General features: G+C 43.2%; 16 protein-coding genes. 7 read left to right on the forward strand and 9 right to left on the reverse strand.

The genetic code is table 11. The features are described 5' to 3' along the window. Positions 1-102 precede the first annotated feature (102 nt). The 5 genes from DN068_RS02590 to DN068_RS22025 form a co-directional block, all read right to left on the reverse strand. A complete protein-coding gene (locus DN068_RS02590) occupies positions 103-1,050 on the reverse strand; it encodes an ABC transporter ATP-binding protein (protein WP_207798836.1) in 948 nt (315 codons plus the stop codon). Further along, a complete protein-coding gene (locus DN068_RS02595; RefSeq protein WP_110997324.1) occupies positions 1,040-1,948 on the reverse strand; it encodes an HlyD family secretion protein in 909 nt (302 codons plus the stop codon). Before DN068_RS02595 ends, DN068_RS02590 begins: the two co-directional genes overlap by 11 nt. 25 nt (positions 1,949-1,973) lie before the next feature. After that, positions 1,974-2,612, reverse strand: coding sequence for a TetR/AcrR family transcriptional regulator (locus DN068_RS02600; protein WP_110997325.1), 639 nt, complete (start codon positions 2,610-2,612; stop codon positions 1,974-1,976). A gap of 297 nt (positions 2,613-2,909) precedes the next feature. Beyond that, positions 2,910-3,191 (reverse strand): YtxH domain-containing protein, encoded by a 282-nt coding sequence (locus DN068_RS02605; protein ID WP_165836260.1) that lies wholly within the window; start codon positions 3,189-3,191, stop codon positions 2,910-2,912. A gap of 35 nt (positions 3,192-3,226) precedes the next feature. Then, entirely contained in the window at positions 3,227-3,397 is a 171-nt protein-coding gene (locus DN068_RS22025; RefSeq protein ID WP_165836261.1) for a hypothetical protein, read from the reverse strand. A 392-nt stretch (positions 3,398-3,789) separates the two neighbouring features. Here DN068_RS22025 and lepA point away from each other — a divergent pair, with 392 nt between their 5' ends. From lepA to DN068_RS02620, 3 genes are all read left to right on the forward strand, one after another. After that, a complete protein-coding gene (gene lepA / locus DN068_RS02610) occupies positions 3,790-5,580 on the forward strand; it encodes a translation elongation factor 4 (RefSeq protein ID WP_110997327.1) in 1,791 nt (596 codons plus the stop codon). A 268-nt stretch (positions 5,581-5,848) separates the two neighbouring features. Continuing rightward, complete coding sequence (locus tag DN068_RS02615; RefSeq protein WP_110997328.1) at positions 5,849-8,209, forward strand: zinc-dependent metalloprotease; 2,361 nt, start codon at positions 5,849-5,851, stop codon at positions 8,207-8,209. Positions 8,210-8,340: 131 nt separating this feature from the next. Continuing rightward, a complete protein-coding gene (locus DN068_RS02620) occupies positions 8,341-9,030 on the forward strand; it encodes a cell division ATP-binding protein FtsE (protein ID WP_110997329.1) in 690 nt (229 codons plus the stop codon). Positions 9,031-9,183: 153 nt separating this feature from the next. Here the strand turns inward: DN068_RS02620 and DN068_RS02625 are convergent, their stop codons facing one another. From DN068_RS02625 to DN068_RS02635, 3 genes are read right to left on the reverse strand one after another with little or no spacing between them, the layout of a single operon-like run. After that, the gene (locus DN068_RS02625; RefSeq protein WP_110997330.1) at positions 9,184-9,978 is read right to left on the reverse strand and encodes a glycosyltransferase family 2 protein; all 795 of its coding nucleotides are present in this window, start codon (positions 9,976-9,978) and stop codon (positions 9,184-9,186) included. Continuing rightward, positions 9,971-11,071 carry a glycosyltransferase gene (locus DN068_RS02630; RefSeq protein ID WP_243630070.1) on the reverse strand — a complete coding sequence of 367 codons (1,101 nt, stop codon included), beginning with the start codon at positions 11,069-11,071 and terminating at the stop codon, positions 9,971-9,973. The genes DN068_RS02625 and DN068_RS02630 overlap by 8 nt, the downstream gene beginning before the upstream one ends. Continuing rightward, entirely contained in the window at positions 11,068-11,814 is a 747-nt protein-coding gene (locus DN068_RS02635; protein WP_110997332.1) for a formyltransferase family protein, read from the reverse strand. The genes DN068_RS02630 and DN068_RS02635 overlap by 4 nt, the downstream gene beginning before the upstream one ends. A 94-nt stretch (positions 11,815-11,908) precedes the next feature. Between DN068_RS02635 and DN068_RS02640 the strand changes: the two genes are divergently transcribed. From DN068_RS02640 to DN068_RS02655, 4 genes are all read left to right on the forward strand, one after another. Beyond that, positions 11,909-13,138, forward strand: a complete 1,230-nt coding sequence (locus DN068_RS02640) for a glycosyltransferase family 4 protein (RefSeq protein WP_110997333.1) — start codon at positions 11,909-11,911, stop codon at positions 13,136-13,138. A 75-nt stretch (positions 13,139-13,213) separates the two neighbouring features. Next, the gene (locus tag DN068_RS02645; RefSeq protein ID WP_110997334.1) at positions 13,214-14,413 is read left to right on the forward strand and encodes a bifunctional 3,4-dihydroxy-2-butanone-4-phosphate synthase/GTP cyclohydrolase II; all 1,200 of its coding nucleotides are present in this window, start codon (positions 13,214-13,216) and stop codon (positions 14,411-14,413) included. A 129-nt stretch (positions 14,414-14,542) separates the two neighbouring features. Further along, positions 14,543-15,727, forward strand: coding sequence for a glycosyltransferase (locus tag DN068_RS02650; RefSeq protein ID WP_110997335.1), 1,185 nt, complete (start codon positions 14,543-14,545; stop codon positions 15,725-15,727). A gap of 348 nt (positions 15,728-16,075) precedes the next feature. Next, positions 16,076-17,494 (forward strand): T9SS type A sorting domain-containing protein, encoded by a 1,419-nt coding sequence (locus DN068_RS02655; protein WP_110997336.1) that lies wholly within the window; start codon positions 16,076-16,078, stop codon positions 17,492-17,494. 115 nt (positions 17,495-17,609) lie between these two features. Here DN068_RS02655 and DN068_RS02660 read toward each other — a convergent pair whose 3' ends face one another. Then, the gene (locus DN068_RS02660; RefSeq protein ID WP_123985210.1) at positions 17,610-22,256 is read right to left on the reverse strand and encodes a translocation/assembly module TamB domain-containing protein; all 4,647 of its coding nucleotides are present in this window, start codon (positions 22,254-22,256) and stop codon (positions 17,610-17,612) included. Positions 22,257-22,751 lie beyond the last annotated feature (495 nt).

The following is a 22,751-nucleotide window of genomic DNA, read 5'->3' on the forward strand; positions in this document are numbered from 1 at the left end:
CATCTGTACTTCGTTTGCTTACCAAGACATCTGTACCTCGTTTGTCACCCTGAGCGGAGTCGAAGGGCGACACTTCACTGTCCATTGTCCATTGTCAATTGATTAGAGGAGGCTCAGTCGTATAAACTCGTCCTCAATCGTTGGTTTTATCTCTTTAATTTCCGTTACATCAATATTCGTCTCCTGTAGATGTTTTCGTAAATCAGTTTCGTTATCGGCCGAATCTTTTTTAAACGTCAGATGAATGTATTCTCCGAAAGCATAACTCAAGCCTACGTCTTCCAATTGCCGCAATCCCTGCATCAACTGGTAGGTACTCTTCCCTTTGATGGCGAATAGTTTGCCCGGATAGCTTTTTACAATGTTTTCCGGTGTGTCTATTGATAATATTTTTCCTTCCTGAATCAAAGCAATTCGATCGCAAAGCGTCGCTTCATCCATGTATGGTGTAGAGACTAAAATAGAAATATTTTGTTCCTTCAGCTTCTTGAGCATCTCCCAGAATTCCTTTCTTGATACAGCGTCTACGCCAGTTGTGGGTTCATCGAGAAATAAAACGGAAGGTTTATGAATCAAGGCGCAGCACAACGCCAGCTTTTGTTTCATGCCGCCAGAAAGCGCGCCGGCTCTACGTTTCTTAAACGGCTCTATCTGAACATAAATGTCTTTGATCAGATCGTAATTTTCTTTCAGCGAAGTATTGAAAATGGTAGCAAAGAAGTTTAGATTTTCTTCTACAGAAAGATCCTGATACAATGAAAATTTGCCTGGCATGTAGCCCACACGCTGACGAATGGCTTTGTAATCTTTTACTACATCGAATCCATCTACGCTAGCATCGCCGGAATCGGCCAGCAGTAACGTCGTTAATATCCGGAAGATGCTGGTCTTTCCAGCGCCATCGGGGCCAATTAATCCAAATAGTTCACCGCGTTTCACATCAAATGATACATTGTCAACTGCAATTACTTCACCCTTGTCATACGTCTTTTTGATTTGGTCGCAATGAATGGCAATTTCTGGCAGCAATATGTTTGGCTCATTTTTCATGATCGGTCAAATTGAGATCAGCGTACATCCCGATTTTGAGATAACCATCATTTTTTACCCGCACTTTAATGGCGTAAACAAGATTGGCACGTTCTTCTTTTGTTTGTATTGTCTTTGGTGTGAATTCTGCTTTGTCTGCAATCCAGATAATGGTGCCATCATATGTCTTATACTTTCCGTTGCCATCATCGGTAAAGACTTTTACATGTTGTCCAAGTTTTGCCTGAGCAAATTGATTGCCGGTGATATAAGCCCGTAGATTGAGGTAGGAGAGATCTGCAATTTTGTACAATGCTTTTCCCGTGGTAGCCATTTCATTTGCCTGCGCATATTTTGTCAATACAGTTCCATTGATCGGATTGATGATATAGCTTTTTTGCAACTGGTCATTGAGCTGCGCAATTTGTTCTACTATCGGACTGGTAGATTGCGTGATTGTTTTGGTAGAAACACTTAGCGAAGATTCCTGTGCCGCAATTTGCTTTTTCAACAGATCAACCTGCGCCTGACGGTCATCTAACTCTTTACCCACTGCGGCGCCCGTGCTGACCACATTTCGCGTACGATTCAGTTCGTGCTCTGCTGTTTTTAATTGTTGGCGAAGGGAAGCGAGTTGTGTGGCTACATCTGGCAATTGACTAAGATTCGCACCTATCTGGCGTTCCAGCTGACGCTTTTTATAATAAAGTTGTGTGGTGTCTATATAACCGATCATTTGTCCGGCCTTCAGGGTCTGACCTTCTGCCAGATCCAGCGTTCTGATTGGCCCGGTAGCTTCTGCTGAGATAATGGTTTCATCCGTTTCAAACGTGCCGGAAGAATCGAATTGCTGTTCTTTTTTACCGCAGGAAAAAAGCAGTAACGACGCTAGCAGGATGCTGTAATATTTTATGCGCATAAGATTGCTGTTTGGCGAATCGTGTTTATTTTTTTTCTGGTTGAGACATTATCATCATAATCCATTCCGGAACGAGTTCTTTTCGCTCTGTGGTTAAAGCAGCAAATGAATCATCGTTGAGATTGGCGACTAATTTCAACATTGGCCCCGCCACAAATGGGAAAACGGTAAGGCTGATTGTATTGATAATAAAGTGAACGGGATGGATCGGCCTTAATTTACCAGACATCACGCCTTGCATAATTTGCTGCATGAGGACAGAATTCATCACTTTGTCACGAATGCCGATGGTGTCCACAAGTTGCTCTGGATTATTGCGGATTTCCGTGAGTACAAAAAGTGGCAGGTCTGGCTCCTTCATCAAGGTTTCGGTATAATAGGCAACCAGTTTTTTAATTTTCTCTTCGAGCGAAGTATCAGTCTCATAAATGATGCGAACTATCTCCAATCCTATTTTATGCAGACTTTCGGCACGGATGATGTGGAATAATTTCTCCTTACTGCGGAAATAATAATTGAGCAATGCCAGATTAATGCCCGCTTCCTGAGCGATGTCGCGCGTTTTTGTCGCCGCATAACCTTTGGTGGTAAACAGTTTCCGCGCAGCTTCTTTTATCTTTTCTTCTGCTGAAACATCTTTTTCAATGGGCGCTTTTTTCGGCATATCAGCTTATAAATATGCAGTAAATGTAAATTGTTCTATTGTTTTAAACAAAAAATTTAATCAAATGATTAAATTTGGCGAAAGGCCTAAAGCCTAAGGCAGAACGCGCTCCGGGATAACGCAGCTTTAAGCTTTGTGCTTTAGGCTTTCAGCTTTTCGAGGGCAAAAAAAATTCCGCAAACAATGCGGAATTTTTTCGGGAGTGTTGGTTGTAAAGCGGGAGGGTTGCTCTTGATCCCAAAGCTGTCTAAGACTTTATGGGAGCGCCTTCACCGTCAGTACAGCAACTTCAAGCTCTTAAGCCATGCCATTTCGGATATGGTTCATGCTGTTTTTACTTTCTTCGAGGATGGTGAGCATACGGCGGCGTACGTCGTCTTTCAGTCCTACAATTTCTTCACCTAGTATGTTTTTGAGGTCGCTCAGTTCCGGTCCGGTTCTGCCCATCATTTTGTTGAGTTTTCTTTTCAGTTTGTCGGCCTTGTCGGCGATATCGGTGCGCATGTCATCTCCTTTTTCCGGAGCGATCAAAAGCCCGATGGCTAATCCGATCAATGCGCCTGTCAACAGCTTATTCATAATGTTGTGCTTTATATAGTGAAAAAAGAAATGATTTATTTGCTGCCGCCAAATACCTTGGCGATGATAAAAATGATAATCCCTACAACGACTACAACCAATAAAATTCCGGACCATACGCCGGCTTTAAAAATGTCTCCGATCAGTTGGCATCCGCTCAATGACAAAAGTGTCACAAAGAGCAGGCCTGGTAATATCCTTTTCATAGTGTCTCATTTGTGGTTCAGGAAAAAGGAGGGAGCAAAACCGTGCCATGCGAATCGCTGATTTTTTGATCGCTAATTTGCGATTTTGTGAGTGGTCAGTTGTGAGTGATCGGAATCTAAATTACTCGTGCTAGAAGCGCTCTTCCTTCGAGACTACCGGTTGTACACAATTCGCCCCGAAGCTTTAATTTTCGCAAATGCTGCAAATTTTAACCTAGATTCCTTTTAGCCTTGAACATTGGTTACTGTCTATTGACATTCTCCTTTGGATAAGCTAGAAGAGGCTTTTTTGTGCGCCTGTTGGAGACCACACTAAAATTTAAAACAGCCTTCGGCAGAAAACCCTTTAATACCCGTGTTTTTAATGTATTTTTGTGGCTTGTATGAGTCAAATGCAGCATATTAGGAATTTTTGTATCATAGCCCATATTGATCACGGTAAGAGTACATTGGCAGACCGCCTGCTGGAATTTACCAAAACGATCTCTGAGCGTGAAATGCAGGCCCAGGTTTTGGATGACATGGATCTGGAACGTGAAAAAGGTATTACCATCAAGAGTCACGCAATTCAGATGGAATATGAGTATAAAGGTCAGAAATACACCATCAACCTGATCGATACTCCCGGCCACGTAGACTTTTCTTATGAAGTAAGCCGTGCGCTGGCCGCTTGTGAAGGTGCTTTGCTGCTGGTGGATGCCTCTCAGGGTATTCAGGCGCAGACGATCTCCAACCTTTATCTGGCATTAGATAATGATCTGGAAATTATTCCGGTGATCAATAAAATTGATATGGAAGGGGCAATGATCCCTGAAGTGACCGACCAGATCGTAGATCTGATTGGTTGTAAACCTGAAGAAATCGTACTGGCATCTGGTAAATCAGGTATCGGTATCGAAGAGATCATGGCTGCAGTTGTAGAACGCATTCCGGCTCCGAAAGGCAATCCGGAAGCACCGTTGCAGGCATTGATCTTTGACTCGGTGTTTAACTCTTTCCGTGGTGTAATCGCTTATTATCGCGTATTCAACGGTTCTATCAAGAAAAACGACAAGATCAAGTTCTTCCATACAGATAATGAATATGGCGCTGATGAAGTAGGTATCCTGAAAATGGGTCTTGCTCCGAAAACGGAAGTAAAAACCGGCGACGTAGGTTATATCATTACTGGTATCAAAGATGCGAAGGAAATTAAAGTAGGGGATACCATTACGCTGGTAAATAATCCGAGTTCGGAACCAATTAATGGTTTTGAAGAAGTGAAACCAATGGTATTTGCCGGTATTTTCCCGGTAGAAACAGACGATTTTGAAGAACTCCGCGAATGTATGGAGAAGCTGCAGCTTAATGATGCTTCCCTCACATTTGAACCGGAAACTTCACAGGCACTTGGTTTCGGTTTTCGTTGTGGCTTCCTTGGTATGCTCCACATGGAAATTATCCAGGAGCGTCTGGAACGCGAGTTTAATCAAACGGTAATTACAACTGTTCCGAACGTAAGTTTTATCGCCTATTTAAATAACGGTGAAAAACTGATCGTGAACAATCCGACAGAAATGCCGGAGCCGACAAAGCTCAAAATGTTTGAAGAGCCGTTTATCCGTGCGCAGATCATCACATTGCCAGATTATATCGGTAATATCATGAGTCTTTGTTTGGGTAAACGTGGTCTCCTGATCAATCAAAATTACCTTACATCGAACCGCGTAGAGTTGATCTTCGAAATGCCGCTCACGGAGATCGTATTTGATTTCTATGATAAGCTGAAATCTTCTACCCGTGGTTACGCATCATTTGACTACCATCCGATCGACTATCGCGAAAGTGATATCTGCAAAATGGATATCCTGTTGAACGGTGATAAAGTGGATGCGTTGAGTGCGCTGATTCACCGTAGCCGCGCACAGGATTTCGGTCGCAAGCTCTGTGCAAAACTGAAAGAGCTACTGCCACGCCAGCAGTTCATGATCGCAATTCAAGCCGCTATTGGTGCGAAGATTGTGGCTCGCGAAACCATTTCTGCAATGCGTAAAGACGTAACTGCAAAATGTTATGGTGGTGACATCTCCCGTAAGCGTAAGTTGTTGGAAAAGCAGAAAGAAGGTAAAAAACGCATGCGTCAGATTGGTAGCGTAGACGTGCCGCAAGAGGCCTTCCTGGCTGTTTTGAAACTAGATGAATAATATTTTGATTTTTATAAATAAGAAAGCCATCTAACGTAGATGGCTTTCTTATTATATGTCTATTGCTAACAAATGTGGAAATCTTGTTGCTGTAAAGTCGTTGCTGCGACACATGACGAAATCGCGGAAACCTTTCTCAGAGGTGTATTATCGAGAAATGTCATAAGATAATAAATTTATTGGCAAATTCCTAATTCTTATCAATTTTTTAACGGGAAGTTTTATCTTTGATTTTAACCAACGATATCTATTCTTTTAATAACACAAAATGGTAAAGAAAGCTATACTATTAATGTCTGCGGCAGCACTTATCGGAAGTACAGCCAACGCACAATTGCCGTGCGGTTCAGACGAAGCTTATCAGCGGTATAAAGCTGCGCATCCGGAAGTTGCCATGTATGAAAAACAACTGGAAGCGGAAATTGCACAGAACATGAAGCATATGAACTTGCAAAAATTTGCAAGAACTACAAATGTGGATGAGAATACGATTTATGATATTCCACTGGTATTTCACATAGTGCACGACTATGGTACAGAATACCTGCCGGACAGCACCATCTTCACGCTGGTAGAGGATATCAATCAGGCTTATTCTAAAACCAATACAGCTCAGCTGGCACAGGTTATTCCAACATTCGCTGGTAAAATTCCTGGTACAACCAAAGACTATATCGGTAAAATAAACATTCGCTTCCACCTGGCTACTAAAGATCCAAGCGGTAATCCGACACGCGGTATTACTCGTCGCCGTTCTTATGTATCATATAACGCAGGTGACAACGCGAAATTTGATCAGTGGGCACCAAACTCTTACATGAACGTATGGTTTATCCGTACGATGAGTGCTGCAAATGGTCAGGCTGCGGCTTACGCTTATCAGCCACCAGCTGCCGCCGGTAACCCATATATTGATGGTGTAATGTCTCTGGCAAGTTATGCGCAGGTTGATAATACAATCGCGCACGAACTGGGTCACTGTCTGAACCTCGCTCACCCTTGGGGTAATACGAACCAACCAGGTGTAGCTTGTGGTGACGATGACGTAGATGATACTCCGCCAACAAAAGGTCACAACCCACCAAGCAATGGTAACGGTTGTACGCCTGCTAACCTGTACGATTCAACTTGTGCAACAGGATATGCTAAAACATATTCTTTCGAGCAGTTTCTTAATCTGTATGGTGAAGCCTGGGCTGTAGCACCTCCGAAGATCAACGACTCTACTTACGATAGTACTGCAACGTTTTACGTGAACTATCCTGATACAACCAACGCACAAAACATCATGGACTATACTTATTGTTCCAAAATGTTTACGTTCGGTCAGGGTCAGCGTATGCGTGCTGCTTTGCTGAGCGCTACAGCACAACGTAATCACCTGTTTAACGATACAAACCTTCTTGCTACAGGTGCTTTACAACCACTGCCTGATATGGCTCCGGTTGCGGATTTCTCCCTGGCGAGAAACACAGGTTCTGCTACTGGTGATAAATTAGCATCTGATAAAGCATTCGGTTGTGCGAACAACTACACCTTTACTTTCATTAACCGTAGCTGGAATGATACAATCGTTGGCCTCAACTGGGAGTTCACTAACGGTGCGAATCCTTCTTCTACGAGCACTTCTACAGTAACAACCAAGTTCGCTCAGCCAGGTTGGGCAACAGTAACGCTTACTGCAACAGGTAACGGTACTTCAGGCACCGGCACTATTTCACGTCAGGCTGTTTATGTAGCGGATACTACAGGTATGGATCCGGAAGGTTATGTGGAAGAGTTTAGCGGAAGCCTTGACAAATGGCCAATGTTCAACTATTTCAATAACAACTTCAAATGGTCTACTTCTACTATCGGTACATTCGATAATAGCGCGATCTGTTACAACAACTATGATACACGCAGCAAAAGCTATGTGTTCTCTTCTGAACTGACTGGTACGCCACAAGGTGACTACGATGATCTGTTCACACCGGCTTTCAATCTTACTGACGCTCGCTACGGTGCTAATTGTAACCTGAACTTTATGAGTGCAAGTGCATCTCGTACAACTGTTGCTGCAGATATGAGAGACTCACTGGAAATCTGGTACTCTACAGACTGCGCAAACACTTGGAGATTGTTGACTTCTCTCACAAGAGGCACACTGCATACGAACGGTACTATCGAGGGCTTCTTTGCTCCGGGATGGCCTGGCGATTGGGCACTGCAAAGCATCAACATTCCTCCTGCAGCACGTTCAGCTAAAACTTTCTTCCGTTTCCGTTACAAACCAGGTGCTGACGCTACGTACGGCATTGGTTCCGGTAACAACTTCTACATGGACCGTCTGCAGATCACTGCTATGCCTACAGGCGTAAATCCTACAGAAATTGAAAAAGAAGGCGTGACTCTGGCTCCGAACCCAACAACGGGTAGCTCTAACCTTTACATCAAAGGTGGTAACGGTACTGCTCAGATCCGCGTAACTGATATCGCTGGTAAAGTAGTATTCACTGCACAGCAACAACTGAGCGGTAGTGTTACAACTGTTGAAATTCCGGCAACTGCTATTTCTGTAAAAGGTATGTACCTCGTACAGGTAGTTAGCAATAACCGTACTAACACAGAAAAACTGGTAGTGTATTAATCACTGCTTTTTCTGAAATACTAAAGGGCGTTCTGAAAAGAGCGCCCTTTCTATTTTTATACATTTTTAAGCAATTCGCTTAACCGAGTTAAAGTTTAAGCGTTTATATTTGTTGGAAACAAACTGAGGCTATGAGCGATTCTATCGTGTCCTTAAGACAGGCTAATATATATCAAGGTAAAAATCTAATTCTTTCTGATGTAAACTTCGAAGTGCAGAAGGGAGAGTTTATTTATATGATCGGTAAAACGGGTAGCGGCAAATCAAGTTTGTTGAAAACACTCTATGGTGATTTGTATTTAAAAGAAGGTGACGGAAACGTTGCCGGGTTTAACCTGAAGGATCTTAAATGGCAGAATATTCCGTTGTTGCGCCGTAATCTGGGTATTGTGTTTCAGGATTTCCGTCTGCTGACAGATCGCAATGTTCAGGAAAATCTGGAGTTTGTTCTGAAAGCAACCGGTTGGAAAGATAAAAACCTGATGGCTGAGAAAATTGAAAATGTACTCAGTAAAGTAGGGTTAAAAAGCAAAGGCTTTAAAATGCCTTATGAAATGAGTGGTGGTGAACAACAGCGTGTGGATATTGCCCGTGCTTTACTCAATAATCCAAAGCTGATTATCGCTGACGAACCTACGGGAAACCTGGATCCGGATACAACAGATGAGATCATGCAATTGCTGTTTAATATCTGTCGTGATTATCAGACTGCATTTATTATGGCGACGCACGATTATACAATTATCCAGAAATATCCTGCAAGAGTGGTGCGTATAGAACATGGCCAGATGAAAGATGTGACGCATGCTGGAATCGCGTAGCGAAATCAAAATTCAAAAGTAAAAATTCAAAACAGCGGGTTGTAATGCAGCTGTGGAAAATATTGTGAGGAACGGTCTGCATTGCAGGCCGTTTTTTATAGCACTTTAGGTAAAGCATACGCGTATTGAAACTCCCCTTCAGGGGCTGGGGGGTTAATAGTTGCTTCTCGGCGGACTGAATGACTTGATGAAATGTTTGAACAAGCCAAATCCAATAAGAAATGGCAACAGTGGATAATAGAGAGGATTGCGTTTGGAGAGGTGTATATAGGCTTTTATTTCCCCTTTACGCATACGCCAGCGATTACTGCTGAGACCGCCTTCAGAAAGTATCGGCCTGTTGATTTGCGTTAACGGAAGATCTAGAAACCAGATGCCGTATTTATCTCCTGCACGCAGCCAAAGATCAAAGTCCTCCATGTAGCGCATATCTTCATTGAACCGCAGTTTACCGTCATTGATTAATACTGTGCATGGCGTACCGATAGGATTGCTCCACAATAGTTTTTTCAATGGATATTTTGTAGTAGAGAACGTTCGTTTGCGGGCATCATAATCCACGGAAGACAATGTGTAAGGATGATACAGAAAACGGATTGATGCGTTTTGCGATAACTGATCAGCAATAAGTTGCAGTTTGTCTTTATGCCAGACATCATCCGCATCCTGAAATGCAATAAAATCACCAGTTGCCAGCTTTAGTCCTTCATTGCGCGCGCCACCTGCGCCACGGTTTTTCGTCAGCGAAATATACCGGATGCGATCATTAAAATCAGCGAGAATTACTTGTTCCGTATCATCGCTGCTGGCATCATTCACCACAATGATTTCAGCCGGTGGATAAGATTGCTGCAGGCAGGATTCGATAGCACGCACAATCGTTTTTGCCGCATTATAAGCGGGAATAATAACGCTGAAGCGAATCGTGCTACGCGCAGCATCAGGCATTGGTAAATAATTTTTGATAGACGGCCAACAATCTTTTTTCTTCTTCCTGCCAGCAATAGATTTCGCGCGCTTTCAGGCAATTTTGCTGCAGGCGCTGATAATATGCGTTATCAGTCAATAGCTTATTTAATGCTGTTGCTATAGTTTCCGGTGTAATCTCATCTAACAGCGAAGCAATTTCAAATTCACGATTGATATTTTCATACTCGGGATAACGCGCTGCCAGTTGCGGAACGCCCGAATGCATGTAATCAAAGAAGCGGTTGGCCAACGACAGCTCATTACTCCGGCTGGTGGCAACAAAGAGCGTAATGCCTACAGAAGCATGCAGTGTGTATTCCGGTAATTCATGTGGCGGAACATAACCCTTGAAAATTATCTTGTCCTGCAAACCCAGCTGCTGTGCTATTTCCTGTGCGCCTTTATAAAAATTACCTTCCCCGCAAATAATCAGTTTCGCATCTACATGTTGCATGGCAGGAATCAATTGCTCAAAACACCGTCCGTGGTTTACAGCACCCTGATACAAAATGTATTTTTCTTTTTTCTCAGGAATAGTCAATGGACGAAGCACAGTAGCATTGCGTACAATCGCGTATTCCACGCCGTACATGCGGCGGTATTCATCTACGTAGCTTTTATTAACCGTGTATCCGTAAGGGAAATTCGGAACCGTATGGCGTTCTATAGCATACCACATTTTCTGCGTAGCAGGACGGGTCACCACTTCTTCCATTTCGCAGAAAAGCTCATGTGCGTCATATACACGAGGTTTGCGGCGCAGTTTTGAAATATAGTAAACAGGCAGAATGGTATCGAGATCTATTGCGCACACCGCATCCATTTTCATGAACAGCATACGCAGAAACAGTTTCAGGTTGTAAATCGCGTAAAATAATTTACCCTGATCTATCCGTTGTTTGATGCGGATCTGACGGAAGCTGCGCTCTATAAGGGGCTTGCTGTTGGGCCTTTCCCGGCCGATGAGCGTTACATCATAACCGGCATTGTGCAGTGAAGTACAGATGCGGTTCATGCGTTGGTCGTAATTGGGGTCTGAAGTAATAGTCAGAACAATCTTTTTGCTACTCATGGGCGCTTTTCCGTGATATACATTTTTTGACCATCGAGTATAAAATAAGGTGGTTCAAAACCTGGCATAGAAGTGGCACGGATGTGTTTAAGTATTTTTTCTTTCGGCCAGGAAAGATCGATGTGTTTTAAAGCTGTCATTTCATTGCGGAAATGGAGTGAGGCGCCGTAACGGGCTTCCAGCGCAGCTTGTGGTAAGCGATTGTATTTGCCTTGTATCAGTGCTGCCAATGTTTGCTGAAACAGTTTTACCGAAGCATCTTCTGTTTTCTGATACAGATCATTCACCCAGCAATCATCTTTTATAGGAAAACGCTTTTGAAACAAAATATCTCCGTGATCAATGCGCGGATCCATGACGTGAACGGTTGTGCCAAATTCGTTCTTACCATCAATGATAGCGAATGAAAACTGGTTGCAGCCGCGGTATTCCGGCAGTGGCGCCATGTGCAGGTTGACAGCTATTTCTTTTGCTTTGGCAATATCTTCCGCTTTTAAAATCTGATGGTATTGAACAGAGTACAGAATATCGCAATCAGGCAATTCACGGAGCGTTTCAATCACAGGAACGTCATATTTCCTTGCGATATCTTCCAGATCATACGAACCTTCGAATTCTTTTCGTTTTTGAGTTAATAAACCAACAACTTCAATATTCAGTTCATCTTTATGTTCTAACAGATAAGCGAAACATTTATATCCGACAGGTTTGCTGCCGAGAAACACCATTTTTTTGGCTGCCATGCTGTAAAAATAAGCGTTTAAGCAGAGGTTTAGCGCCTATTACAAAGACAATGAATGAATTTTAAACTGGCTCCTCTATTTTTGTAGTTTAATTATGACAGGCCGGCGCATTCTGATACTGACCAACCGTGTTCCTTATCCGCTCAAAGATGGTGGCGCTCTCGCTATGGACGCCATGATAGAAGGTTTCCGGAAGGAAGGCTGGCAGGTGTATCTGCTGGCAATGAATACTTCACGACATCATGTGAGTAAAGAGAAAATTCACAAGCTTTATCCGGGTATTCATAAACTGGATACGGTAGATGTGGACAATGATATTAAATGGCTGGCAACACTGAATAATTTCTTTTTCAGCACGCAGCCGGAACATGCCGATCGTTTCACGAATGCTGCTTTTCAGAAAAAATTGCTTTCGATCATCAAGCATTTTAAACCGGATGTGATCCAAATGGAAAGCATTTACCTTTCGGTATACCTTCCGGTAATTAAAGAAGTCTCCAATGCCCTTACCATACAGCGTTTGCATAATGTGGAATATCAGATTTGGGAACGGCTTGCCAAAGAAACATCGCAACCGGTAAAGCGTTTTTATCTCAAAAATCTTGCGAAGCGTATTCGCCGTTTCGAAATGCAGATCTGGTCGCAGTTTGATTTGCTGTTACCGATTACGCAGGCTGATGGTGATATCATCCGGAAGTCTGGTTGTCGTACACCGCAGGTGGTGACTCCGTTTGGTATTACATTGCGTGATTCGCATATAGAAGTGGAGGAGCACTGGACGGCTTATCATATTGGCGCTATGGACTGGCTGCCGAATATCGAAGCGATGGACTGGTTTCTGAACGATATCTGGCCCCTGGTGCATAAATTGATGCCACGTTTTCAATTCTCCTTTGCTGGTAGAAATATGCCGGAGCGCTTCTTTTCGAAGCAAGGAAAAGGCGTGCATTGTATGGGCGAGGTAAAAGATGCAGACGAATTTATAGCCGATAAGAAGATTTTAATTGTGCCGCTCCGATCAGGTGGAGGGATTCGTATTAAGATCATGGAAGCGATGGCCACAGGTAAGCTGGTGATCAGTACAGAAACAGGGATGCAGGGTATTGCGGCCGAACCAGGTGTTCATTATCTGATGGCCAATACAGAACAGGAATTTGCAGACGCGATTTACTACGCTATGCACCATAAACACAAGGCAGAAAATATTGCCACAGCCGGGCAACAGCTACTGATAGAAGTATATAATCAAAAAAATATCATGGATGGCTTACTGGGTAAGCTTTTGCAACTCCTCGGAAGTCAAAGAAAAGCTATCACACCATAGAGAATCACATGCCGTTAAAGCGCCAATAAATAGTAACTTTGCATTTCCTAAATATATAGTCGGAGGGCTTATAATATGCTTGATACAATTGAATCCGCGTTGGAGGATTTAAAACAAGGAAAATTGCTGATTGTGGTGGATGATGAAGATCGTGAAAATGAAGGCGATTTTGTAACTGCTGCACGCAATGTCACACCGGAGATCATCAACTTCATGTCAAAACACGGTCGTGGACTGATCTGCGCTCCAATTACAGAGCAAAGATGTGAAGAACTGAAACTCAACCTGATGGTTGAAGATAATACTGTGTTACACCAAACTCCATTTACCGTTTCAGTTGATCTGATCGGAAATGGCTGCACTACAGGTATTTCTGCACATGATCGCGCTATGACTGTTCAGGCGCTGATCGATCCAAATACGAAGCCGGAAGATCTGGGCCGTCCGGGTCACATTTTTCCGCTGAGAGCAAGAAACGAAGGCGTTTTACGTCGTACCGGACATACGGAAGCTACTGTGGACCTGGCACGTCTGGCTGGTTTTGAACCTGCTGGCGTTCTGGTTGAAATCATGAACGATGATGGTACCATGGCTCGTTTGCCGGAACTGATGGAAATCGCAAAGAAATTCGACCTGAAAATCATTTCCATTAAAGACCTGATTTCTTACCGCCTCGCTACTGAATCTCTGATCGAAGAAGAAGTGCGTGTGCAAATGCCGACTAAACACGGCAATTTTGAACTGATCGCATTCCGCCAGACGAATACAGGCGAACAACATCTGGCTTTGAAAAAAGGGGAGTGGGAAAAAGACGAACCGATTCTGGTGCGCGTTCACAGTTCTTGCTTTACCGGCGATATCCTGCATTCACTTCGTTGTGATTGTGGTGAACAACTGCAGAAATCTATGGAAATGGTAGAAGCTGCCGGCAAAGGTGTAGTGCTTTATATGAATCAGGAAGGTCGTGGTATTGGATTGCTGAATAAACTGAAAGCCTACAAACTGCAGGAGGAAGGTAAGGACACCGTAGAAGCGAATCTTGCACTGGGTTTCAAAAATGACCAGCGTGATTATGGTGTAGGTGCGCAAATTCTCCGTCATCTCGGTGTTTCCAAATTAAAACTGATGACTAACAATCCGCGCAAACGTGCAGGCTTGTTGGGTTATGGACTGGAAATTGTGGAGAACGTTCCTATTGAAATTGCACCAAATCCGCATAACGAGTTTTATCTGCAAACAAAACGCGATAAGCTCGGACACGAAATTCTGCGATAATCGCGTTATAGTAAATGAATGGTTGATCCTGGTTACGCAGTAGTGACCAGGATCAATATTTGTTTATGGCACAATTTTACCGTTCTACCGTAAACCATTCGGAAATTTAAATAAGTCTTTTTCCTTCAGATGAAACTTCTCTTTTTAGCGAATCGTGTGCCATATCCGCCTTATCGCGGAGACAAACTTAAGATATACAATCTTGCTTCCAAGCTGAAAGATAGCCATGAACTTCATTTGCTCACTTTTGCGCAAACGAAGGAAGATCTGCAATATGAAGCTGAGCTAAAAAAAATCTTCAAAGAAGTTCATTTCATTTATCTGCCAAAATGGAAATCTGCGCTGCAATGTCTTACTGCATTGTGGGACAGCAAACCTTTACAGGTTTTGTATTTTCAGTCGGGTGAGATGAAGCGCAAGCTGGATGAATTACTGAAGAAGGAGCAATTTGATGCAGTCCACGTGCAACACCTGCGCATGTCGCCCTATATGTATCAGCGGAAAGATGTACCGCGTATACTTGATTTACCAGACGCATTTTCTCTTTACTGGAAACGCCGCAAGGAAATACCACGTGGGTTTCTGACCCGCACATTTGAAAACGTAGAACAACGTCGGGTGTTACGTTATGAGAAAATACTGGAGTCATACGATATGTCTCTGGTATGCTCATCGGAAGATCTGGAATATTTGCGCTATGAACATCATGTCAGCAATATTAATTTGCTGCCGAATGGCGTCAATCTGGAAACTTTTGCACCGCGCAATCACGATTACACACACAATCATACTTTGCTCTTCACCGGCAACATGGACTATGCACCCAATGTGGATGCAGTGTTGTATTTCACGTCGGAGATATTGCCGGAAATCAGAAAGCAGTTTCCAAATCTTGAATTTATAATTGCAGGCCAGCGGCCAATTCCAAAAGTGCAGGCGCTTGCAAACGATCATATCAAAGTAACCGGGTTTGTAAAAGATCTTGCTGAAGTTTATAACAGCGCAAGCGTTGTCGTAGCGCCATTACGTTTCGGTGCAGGTACGCAAAATAAAGTTTTGGAGGCGATGGCTATGGGAATTCCTGTCGTGTGCTCCAATATTGGTTTTAAAGGTTTAGGTATTGCCTCTGGTGAAGGTGTGATCATGCAAACAGAAGCAAAGGCTTTTGCAGATAGCGTTATAGAATTGCTGCATTCAACAGACCGGCGTAAAGAAGTTGGTGAGAAAGGTATGCAAGTGGTGCGTTCCCGCTTTGGTTGGGATGCAATTGCAAAACAACTGGAGACATACTTTAAAGAAGTGAGTGCCGGATAGAATTTCTGTTTTTTAAAAAAGTTAGCAAATAAATTAATGAGAGCATTTTAATAATGCTCTTTTTTTATGTCCTTACAGATAGCACTGTCGTTTTAATAGCAACTGGTGTGATGATAATTCTAATGTTGATGGATTGCAGCATTTTTCCGTATGCAAGTACCCTGGCCTATAAGGTCAAAGGTGTTTAATAGTAATGTGATTTGCTAAGCTTATTTTCTTGAATGAATCGTTTCTAAGTTTAATGTATAGAATGAATTGTGTATTATAATATATTGTAATTATGGTATTCAAAACCTGATAATTGGCATAGCTTTTGATAACAAGGCAATAGTAAATAGATAGTCTATTATGAAAAGCAATTTATTCAGAAGTTTGACGATTGCATGTTTTTTAACAGCCGTTTTTACATCAGTGGTTAATGCTCAGATCACGACACCATTCGGAGGTAATTTTCAGACGTTGAGCGGTCATGTTTTTGACGACGGAAATGGTTTAGTAGATAGCACGGTAAATGAAATTGGAATGGGGGGGATTTTTGTATTAAAGTTATATATCAACGTTATTGATCCAGTAGGCGATACTGTAATTACCAGCACAGCAATGCAGGCCAGCGGAAACTGGCAAATTAGCAATTTGCCTTCAAATCAGACCTATCTGTTACAAGTAAGCAGAATTCAGGGCATAACAGGCGCGCTTTCACAGAATGCTAAATTAGCCGCCACTTGGATTTTTACAGGGGAGCATATCGGAAACTCGCCAGGAAGTGATGGTCTGGTTGACGGGGCAATCACCGTGGCGGTAGGCAATTCAGATATTACAGATATTAATTTTGGAATAGAACAATATCCCAGCGCAGATTATGACGCGTATAATATTCCTCAGCCCTTACAAAATAGTGAGTTGGTTTTAAATGGTGTGGGCAATCTAAGTGGTAGCCCGGCTGCACTTACAGGAACAGATTGGGAAGACGGAGACCTTGGCGAAACAGATTCACTTATCATCGTCACCGTACCAACCGATGGTGCAACGTTATATTATAATGGGATTCCTGTTGTAGCAAACCAGCAAATCTATAATTACGATCCTTCTTTGCTGATGGTAAAGTTTACAGGCACTGGATATGATCAGGTGAAGTTCAGTTATAAATTTGCTGATGCCGCCAAACTATGGGGTTTCCCAAATACTTATACAATCAATTTCCTTATTCCGTTAGATCTAAAGCTGATCAGTTTTACAGGCAGGGCTGCCGGCGACGCACACGTACTCAACTGGCTGACGATGGATGAAGTGAATATGGACAAATTTGAAGTAGAATATTCAGATGATGCTATTGCGTTTAAAACCATCGGATCGGTGAGCGCTAAAAATATGGCTGGTGCTAATACTTATCAATTTACCACTGTTGCTTCGAATGGGAATCGTTACTATCGTTTGAAAATGGAGGAAAATGATGGCAATACTACCTATTCTAATATTGTGGTGTTGAAAAACAATGATAAATCAAATGGAACGGATGTGGTCTTATTTCCAAATCCTTTAGGAAGTAGTACTACAGCGCATTTGACGGTACAGCGCGAAACTGAAGGTAAGGTGGTTATTAATGTCTGTGATCAAACGGGGAAAACAATAGCGTCCGTTGAAACTTCGGTTTTCTGTGGCAGCACCACTATTGATCTGAATACGTCAGATTGGCCGGCAGGGCACTATTACATTGCCTTGACTGATGAAGTGACTAATGAACACAAGATGGTGAAGCTGGTAAAATAGCGAGCGTAATTTATATGAAGGCTGTTTCCTTTTGGGCAGCCTTTTTGATGTTCTGAAGCTGCAGTGTGCGACGCAACTCAGGCCGGACCGGAGCGGCAATGTCCGTTGCAAAAAATTATTCCGCTTTTTTGATGGTAGTGGAATCGATCTTCATGAGCTTGCGGTCGGTTTGCTTTTGGATATAGTTGCTGTATTGTACGCCATGGAAGAATTCTTTCATGTTGTCAAATGTTTTGCGCCAGGAAATACCGACGCCCGCACGTGTGATGTAACTGCCAACGGCCACATCGAAGTTGTTGGTGCGGAAACCATTCAGGCGCAGACGGCCATCTTCTGTTACTAAATATTGTACGCGGAAATCGCCGGCCAGAGTGAGTGCACTCGATGTGCTGGTATTGGTTGAAGTAGGGCGGCCCCAATCGTAAATACTACCAACTTCCACAATGACACGTTCTTTAAACAGGCTTTGACGAACACCAAACCGCAGTTCATTACGATTGATGCCTCCTGCCACAGTAGGATCGCTGAGGTTGTAGTTTTTGTATTTCAGTTCAACGGCCAGGCTTTTATCGCCCAATAATTTATTTACAATGTTCGTGAGCTGCGATGATGCAGTTGTCGATATAATCTCACTCATGTTGTTGATGGCGCCGGTTTTTGCAGTGGTACCGATGAGTCCTTCCGGTGGAATGAAAGTGCCGACGAGCAAAAGCGATGCAACCTGGTCAAACAGTTCACGATCGTTTTGATTGATGCGTTCCAGTTTGGTATAAGCATAGGTGCCCACTGATCTTTTCTCTGGCAGTTCCAGCTTAAACGTCAATTCGGGTTTTTGCAGCGAGCCTTTCATGTGAAGAATTACATCTACGTTTTGTGCAGTCTTCGCATCGGCCAGTTCGCTGGAAGGAATCATCTGGTTTTGCTGTTCCTGTTCGCTGAGGAGATCGTAAAGGCGTGCCATGGTGCGGTACGTACCTTCAATATCAAGGTTAAGTCTTGTAACTGGCCCGGTGAAAACGATAGAGCTTCCCCGGTTGATGATAAACTTCCGTTTAAAGAAAAGCTGGCGGAACGTAAATGTATAATCTCCTTCATCAATCACATAGGCGCCCGTGATGCTCATGTCTGCGTTAGATGCTATTCTGATGTTTAAACTACCGTTGCCCTTTGCATTGATTTCATCGCCTGTTGCCGGATCGAGGATCATCGTTGTTTCCAGATTATCGGTCATCTGGGCATCTATGGAAATATTGTATTTGATGCCTTTTTTCTTCTTTACGATTGTTTGGTCATTGCCATATGTCTGGAAGCTTACGTAGCTGTAACTGCCCGTATTGCCAGTTGTTGTAATTGGAATGTACAGATGCGATGGCTTGGATGCGGCACCACGCACGGAGAGCGTAATATCATCGAAAGGACCAGTGGCTCTCAATGAAAAATCGGCGAGTACTTGTCCGTAAAAATTGGCGTTTTCAAAATCCCGCAAGTTCAATACTTCAAACGAAGAGGACGAAGCTGACATTGCGAATTTGAAATTCCGTAAATGGTCGTGTGTCACACCGCCTTTAAAAATGGCCTGCCCACCGTGTTGGTCATATAATGTGAGCTGATCGGATTTAATGCCCTGATTGTTGACATCAATAACACCTGTCGGAATCGTATAGTTAGTACCGAGGTAATCTACGTGCAAGCTTGCGCTATCCAGTTTTATCTGACCAGAAATATCAGGTTGTAAAGAAGTGCCTTTTATTTGAACGGAGCCGTCTGCATAACCGCCGAGATCACTCATCAGCCCGGTTACGAAAGGCGATATCCAAGCCAGCGAAGCGTGGTTAAATTTAATCTGACCGTTCAATGCCTGGTAATGTGCGCTGTCTAAAGAGAAAATACCATTTGCGGTCAACGATGCGTTACCGTTGTAGATACCGGTTTCCTGCTGTAACTCTATTTGTTTTTTCACAGCATCATAATTACCGATGATGTGCACTTCACCCACCGTGTCTGCACCGAGTTTCAGATCGGTAGCAAGGAGATTGGCCGTAGCGTATGTTTTAGTAAAAAGATCGCGCACAGTGATGTTTCCTGTAAGGCGGCCATCAGGCTGATAAGCAGATAATCCGGCAATGCCACCCAGCGTTGCCAGATCCAGGTTTTTGACTTCGGCCGACATTTCCTGGCTTTGCGGTGTGCTTTGCGTATTTACCATAAGCTCCTGAAAGCCCGAATGCAGATGCAGGTTGTCGATGTCCAGGTATTTTTTCGCAAATACAATTCTGTTATCACCGTCTATCTGCCATTTATTTTGTCCGAGGTAAAATTCTGAAGGAAGAATATTTAGATAAAGGGAATCGTTGTAGGCGTACGCATGTCCGTTAATGATAGCAGTACCATAGCTCAGCGGCGAAGACGTAACAATATTAAAGCGAAGCGAATCATTGCCCAGTGTGGCATTAGCATTCAGCGATACATTGACCAGACTGTCGCTCACTACTACTGCGGCGATGTCTGTTTTTACGGAAAGCTGCTGATAATTGCCGGTAGCGTTGATTTCAATATGACCTAATGCTACATTGTCAATATGCCCTTCCGGTATCTGAGCATTTAATATCAATTCCTGCGTGGTCGTATTCAGCGAACCAATAATGGTGGCATTATTAAAATTGCGGAGTTGCGGTACAACCACGCTCAGGAGGTTGTCCACATCGCGTGTGGTCACATCGAAACTGATGATCTGATTGGGCGCTGCGTTCTTTGGTTTTTTGATATAGGCAGGCAGATATCCTGCGAGATAATATTGCAGTGATGGCGGCAGTTTTGATAATTCGTATTTGCCGACAATGTGCGCTGTGATATCATTGCTCTGCAGCGTAAATGTTTTGGTGTCGTCATAAGCACTCGAGTTGATATAAACAGAATCGAGATCCAGCCGGTTTTTGTTGCGGATCACATTGATGTTGTACAACTTCGCCGAGCCAAGGAAATTATCGATGGTATTACCCGTTGAGTTCAGGTCAAAATCGGCGCTGGCCATGATCGAATCTTTGGTCAGATGCAGTGCATGCAAATTACTTTTCAGCAGGTTGGCCGTGGCTTTAATCACTGGCAGCGGCTGACTGAAATCGATATTACCGTTAAATGCCAAAGCCAGATTAGGGTCATCCACCAATAGCTGACCTGTGAATTGTTTTTTGGCAAGCACCCCTTCAGCCGTGATATTGGTGTAATTGTACTGGTGATAATACAGCTGCGCAAAAGTGGTATTGATATTGACGTGGGCATTATGCGGGTCAAAATCGGAGCCATTGACCGTTGCATTAAACGTCATCGTTCCTAAATCAGGCTGGCGGAAAAATACACCTGCATTGATCTTGTCTCCTTTAATAGTTCCGGCATAACTCGCCGTTTTTTTCTTACTGTCCGGCAGTGATAATTTGATGTCGGAGACAATGGTGCCGAGATTGGTAGTAAGCGTGCCTGAAGTTGCAAAGTTTTCCAGATACCCTTTATAGCTGCCTTTAAAATAAGCGTACTTCAGCGACTGGACGTCCACATTCGGATTCTGTTTCAGCTCCGGTGCGTATTTAAGAATTGCCTGGCCACTAGTCATGATTTCACCGTTATCGAAATCGATGAACGTGGTGTAAATATCCGGCAGGCCTTTCATAGAGAGGTCGCCTTTAATAGTGCTGGTGCCGTCTGTAACATCCAGATCTTTGGCTTTCAGATCAGCCACTGTACCCACTGCAGAACCGCTTACCTTAAGCGTGGCAGGGTAGAGCTTTCGCAGTTGCGGCGCAAAATAAGCGACATCGCGTGCATCTACGGTTGCGTTTTTCAGTCTGCCCACCATGATCACTTTCTCAATATAATCGGTGAAATCAGGGAAGCGCGTATAATGCATCGCGTAGTAATTCTGCAGCTTGCTATGGTTGGTTTCCAGATACAGGCTATCGCAGATAGAAGCATTCGGCGAAACGGTAATGGCCGCTTTGAAATCTTTAATCTCAATGCCACAACGTTCTTTGGCAGCAAGATGATACATGCGTCCGCGTATGGTATCCTTCAGGATGTGAATATTCCGCACATCGATATTGATGCCGGTAATATCCATATGCGCCGGGTCAAATTCGTTAATTGCCGGAATGTCTTCATCCGATTTGAAATGGAACGCGCAATCGTCCAGCTGTAATTTCTTTAGCGAAACAAGCCAGTTGCCTGTATTGAAAGCAGTGGTGTCAATTTCCTTTTTCTTCTTTTTTCGATTGGGATCTTTGGGTTTGCCAGCCTCGTAGTCATAATAGACCATTGAAAACTGTTTGAGGTCAATATTGTTGACGTCCAGTAATTTCTTTTTGAGATCGACTTTATCGGCGTCTACATCCAGTGAGCCTACATCAAAATCCATATTCACACCTTCCCAGGCATCATCCATCCGGAAGCGAACATTTTTAAGATCTACTTTTTTCAGATCGATTTCGAAATCACTTTTTTTACCGGTCGATTTTTTAGGTCCGGAAAATGCATCGATGATAAACTGGTAGTTCCACTCGGCTGAATTTTTCTTACGATATAAGTTGGCATATGCACCGTGCAAACCGACATAGCTGATAACCGGAACTTCTTTTTTGAGGAAAAACCAATCGGTAATACGGGTTTGTACCAGATCGGCATAAAGCAGTGTGTCTTGCTGATGGTCCTGGATATAAATTCCCTCGAGCAATACATGGTTGAGAAAATCGACTCGTACATGTCTGATTTCCACTCTTGTTTTTAGCTTGCGCGAAAGGACTTCCGTGGCTTTGCTGACCAGAAAATTCTGAACTGGTGTCAAATTAATGAGTATTACCAGCAAAATGATCAAGCCTACGAAACCGAGGAATATGTTACGCAGTATTTTTAGAAACCGTTTCAGACGCCGCTGCAGCTTTTTTTCGAATTACAAAAATAACTTTTGTCATTGATATAAAACAAAATAGGCGGGGCTTAAGTCAAAAGTAAAAAGTTAAAAGTCAAAACTGCGGCAATGGTCAATGCTTGTGAAATGTCAAACTTGGAAATCAATGGACAATGGATAATGGACAATTGACAATTATGTGTTTTTATGTGGAATTCACAAATGACCGTCAGTCAGAGGATAGCTGACTTTTGACGTTTCACAAGCATTCACCATTTACCATTGACCATTCACAAGAAATCCGCTGTCAGCTGATCCATTCCCCCTTTTTGGTGGATTTTAACGCCAGTATGGCCGTATTTG

This window comes from Taibaiella soli, from assembly GCF_003236175.1.
Classification (GTDB): domain Bacteria; phylum Bacteroidota; class Bacteroidia; order Chitinophagales; family Chitinophagaceae; genus QKTW01.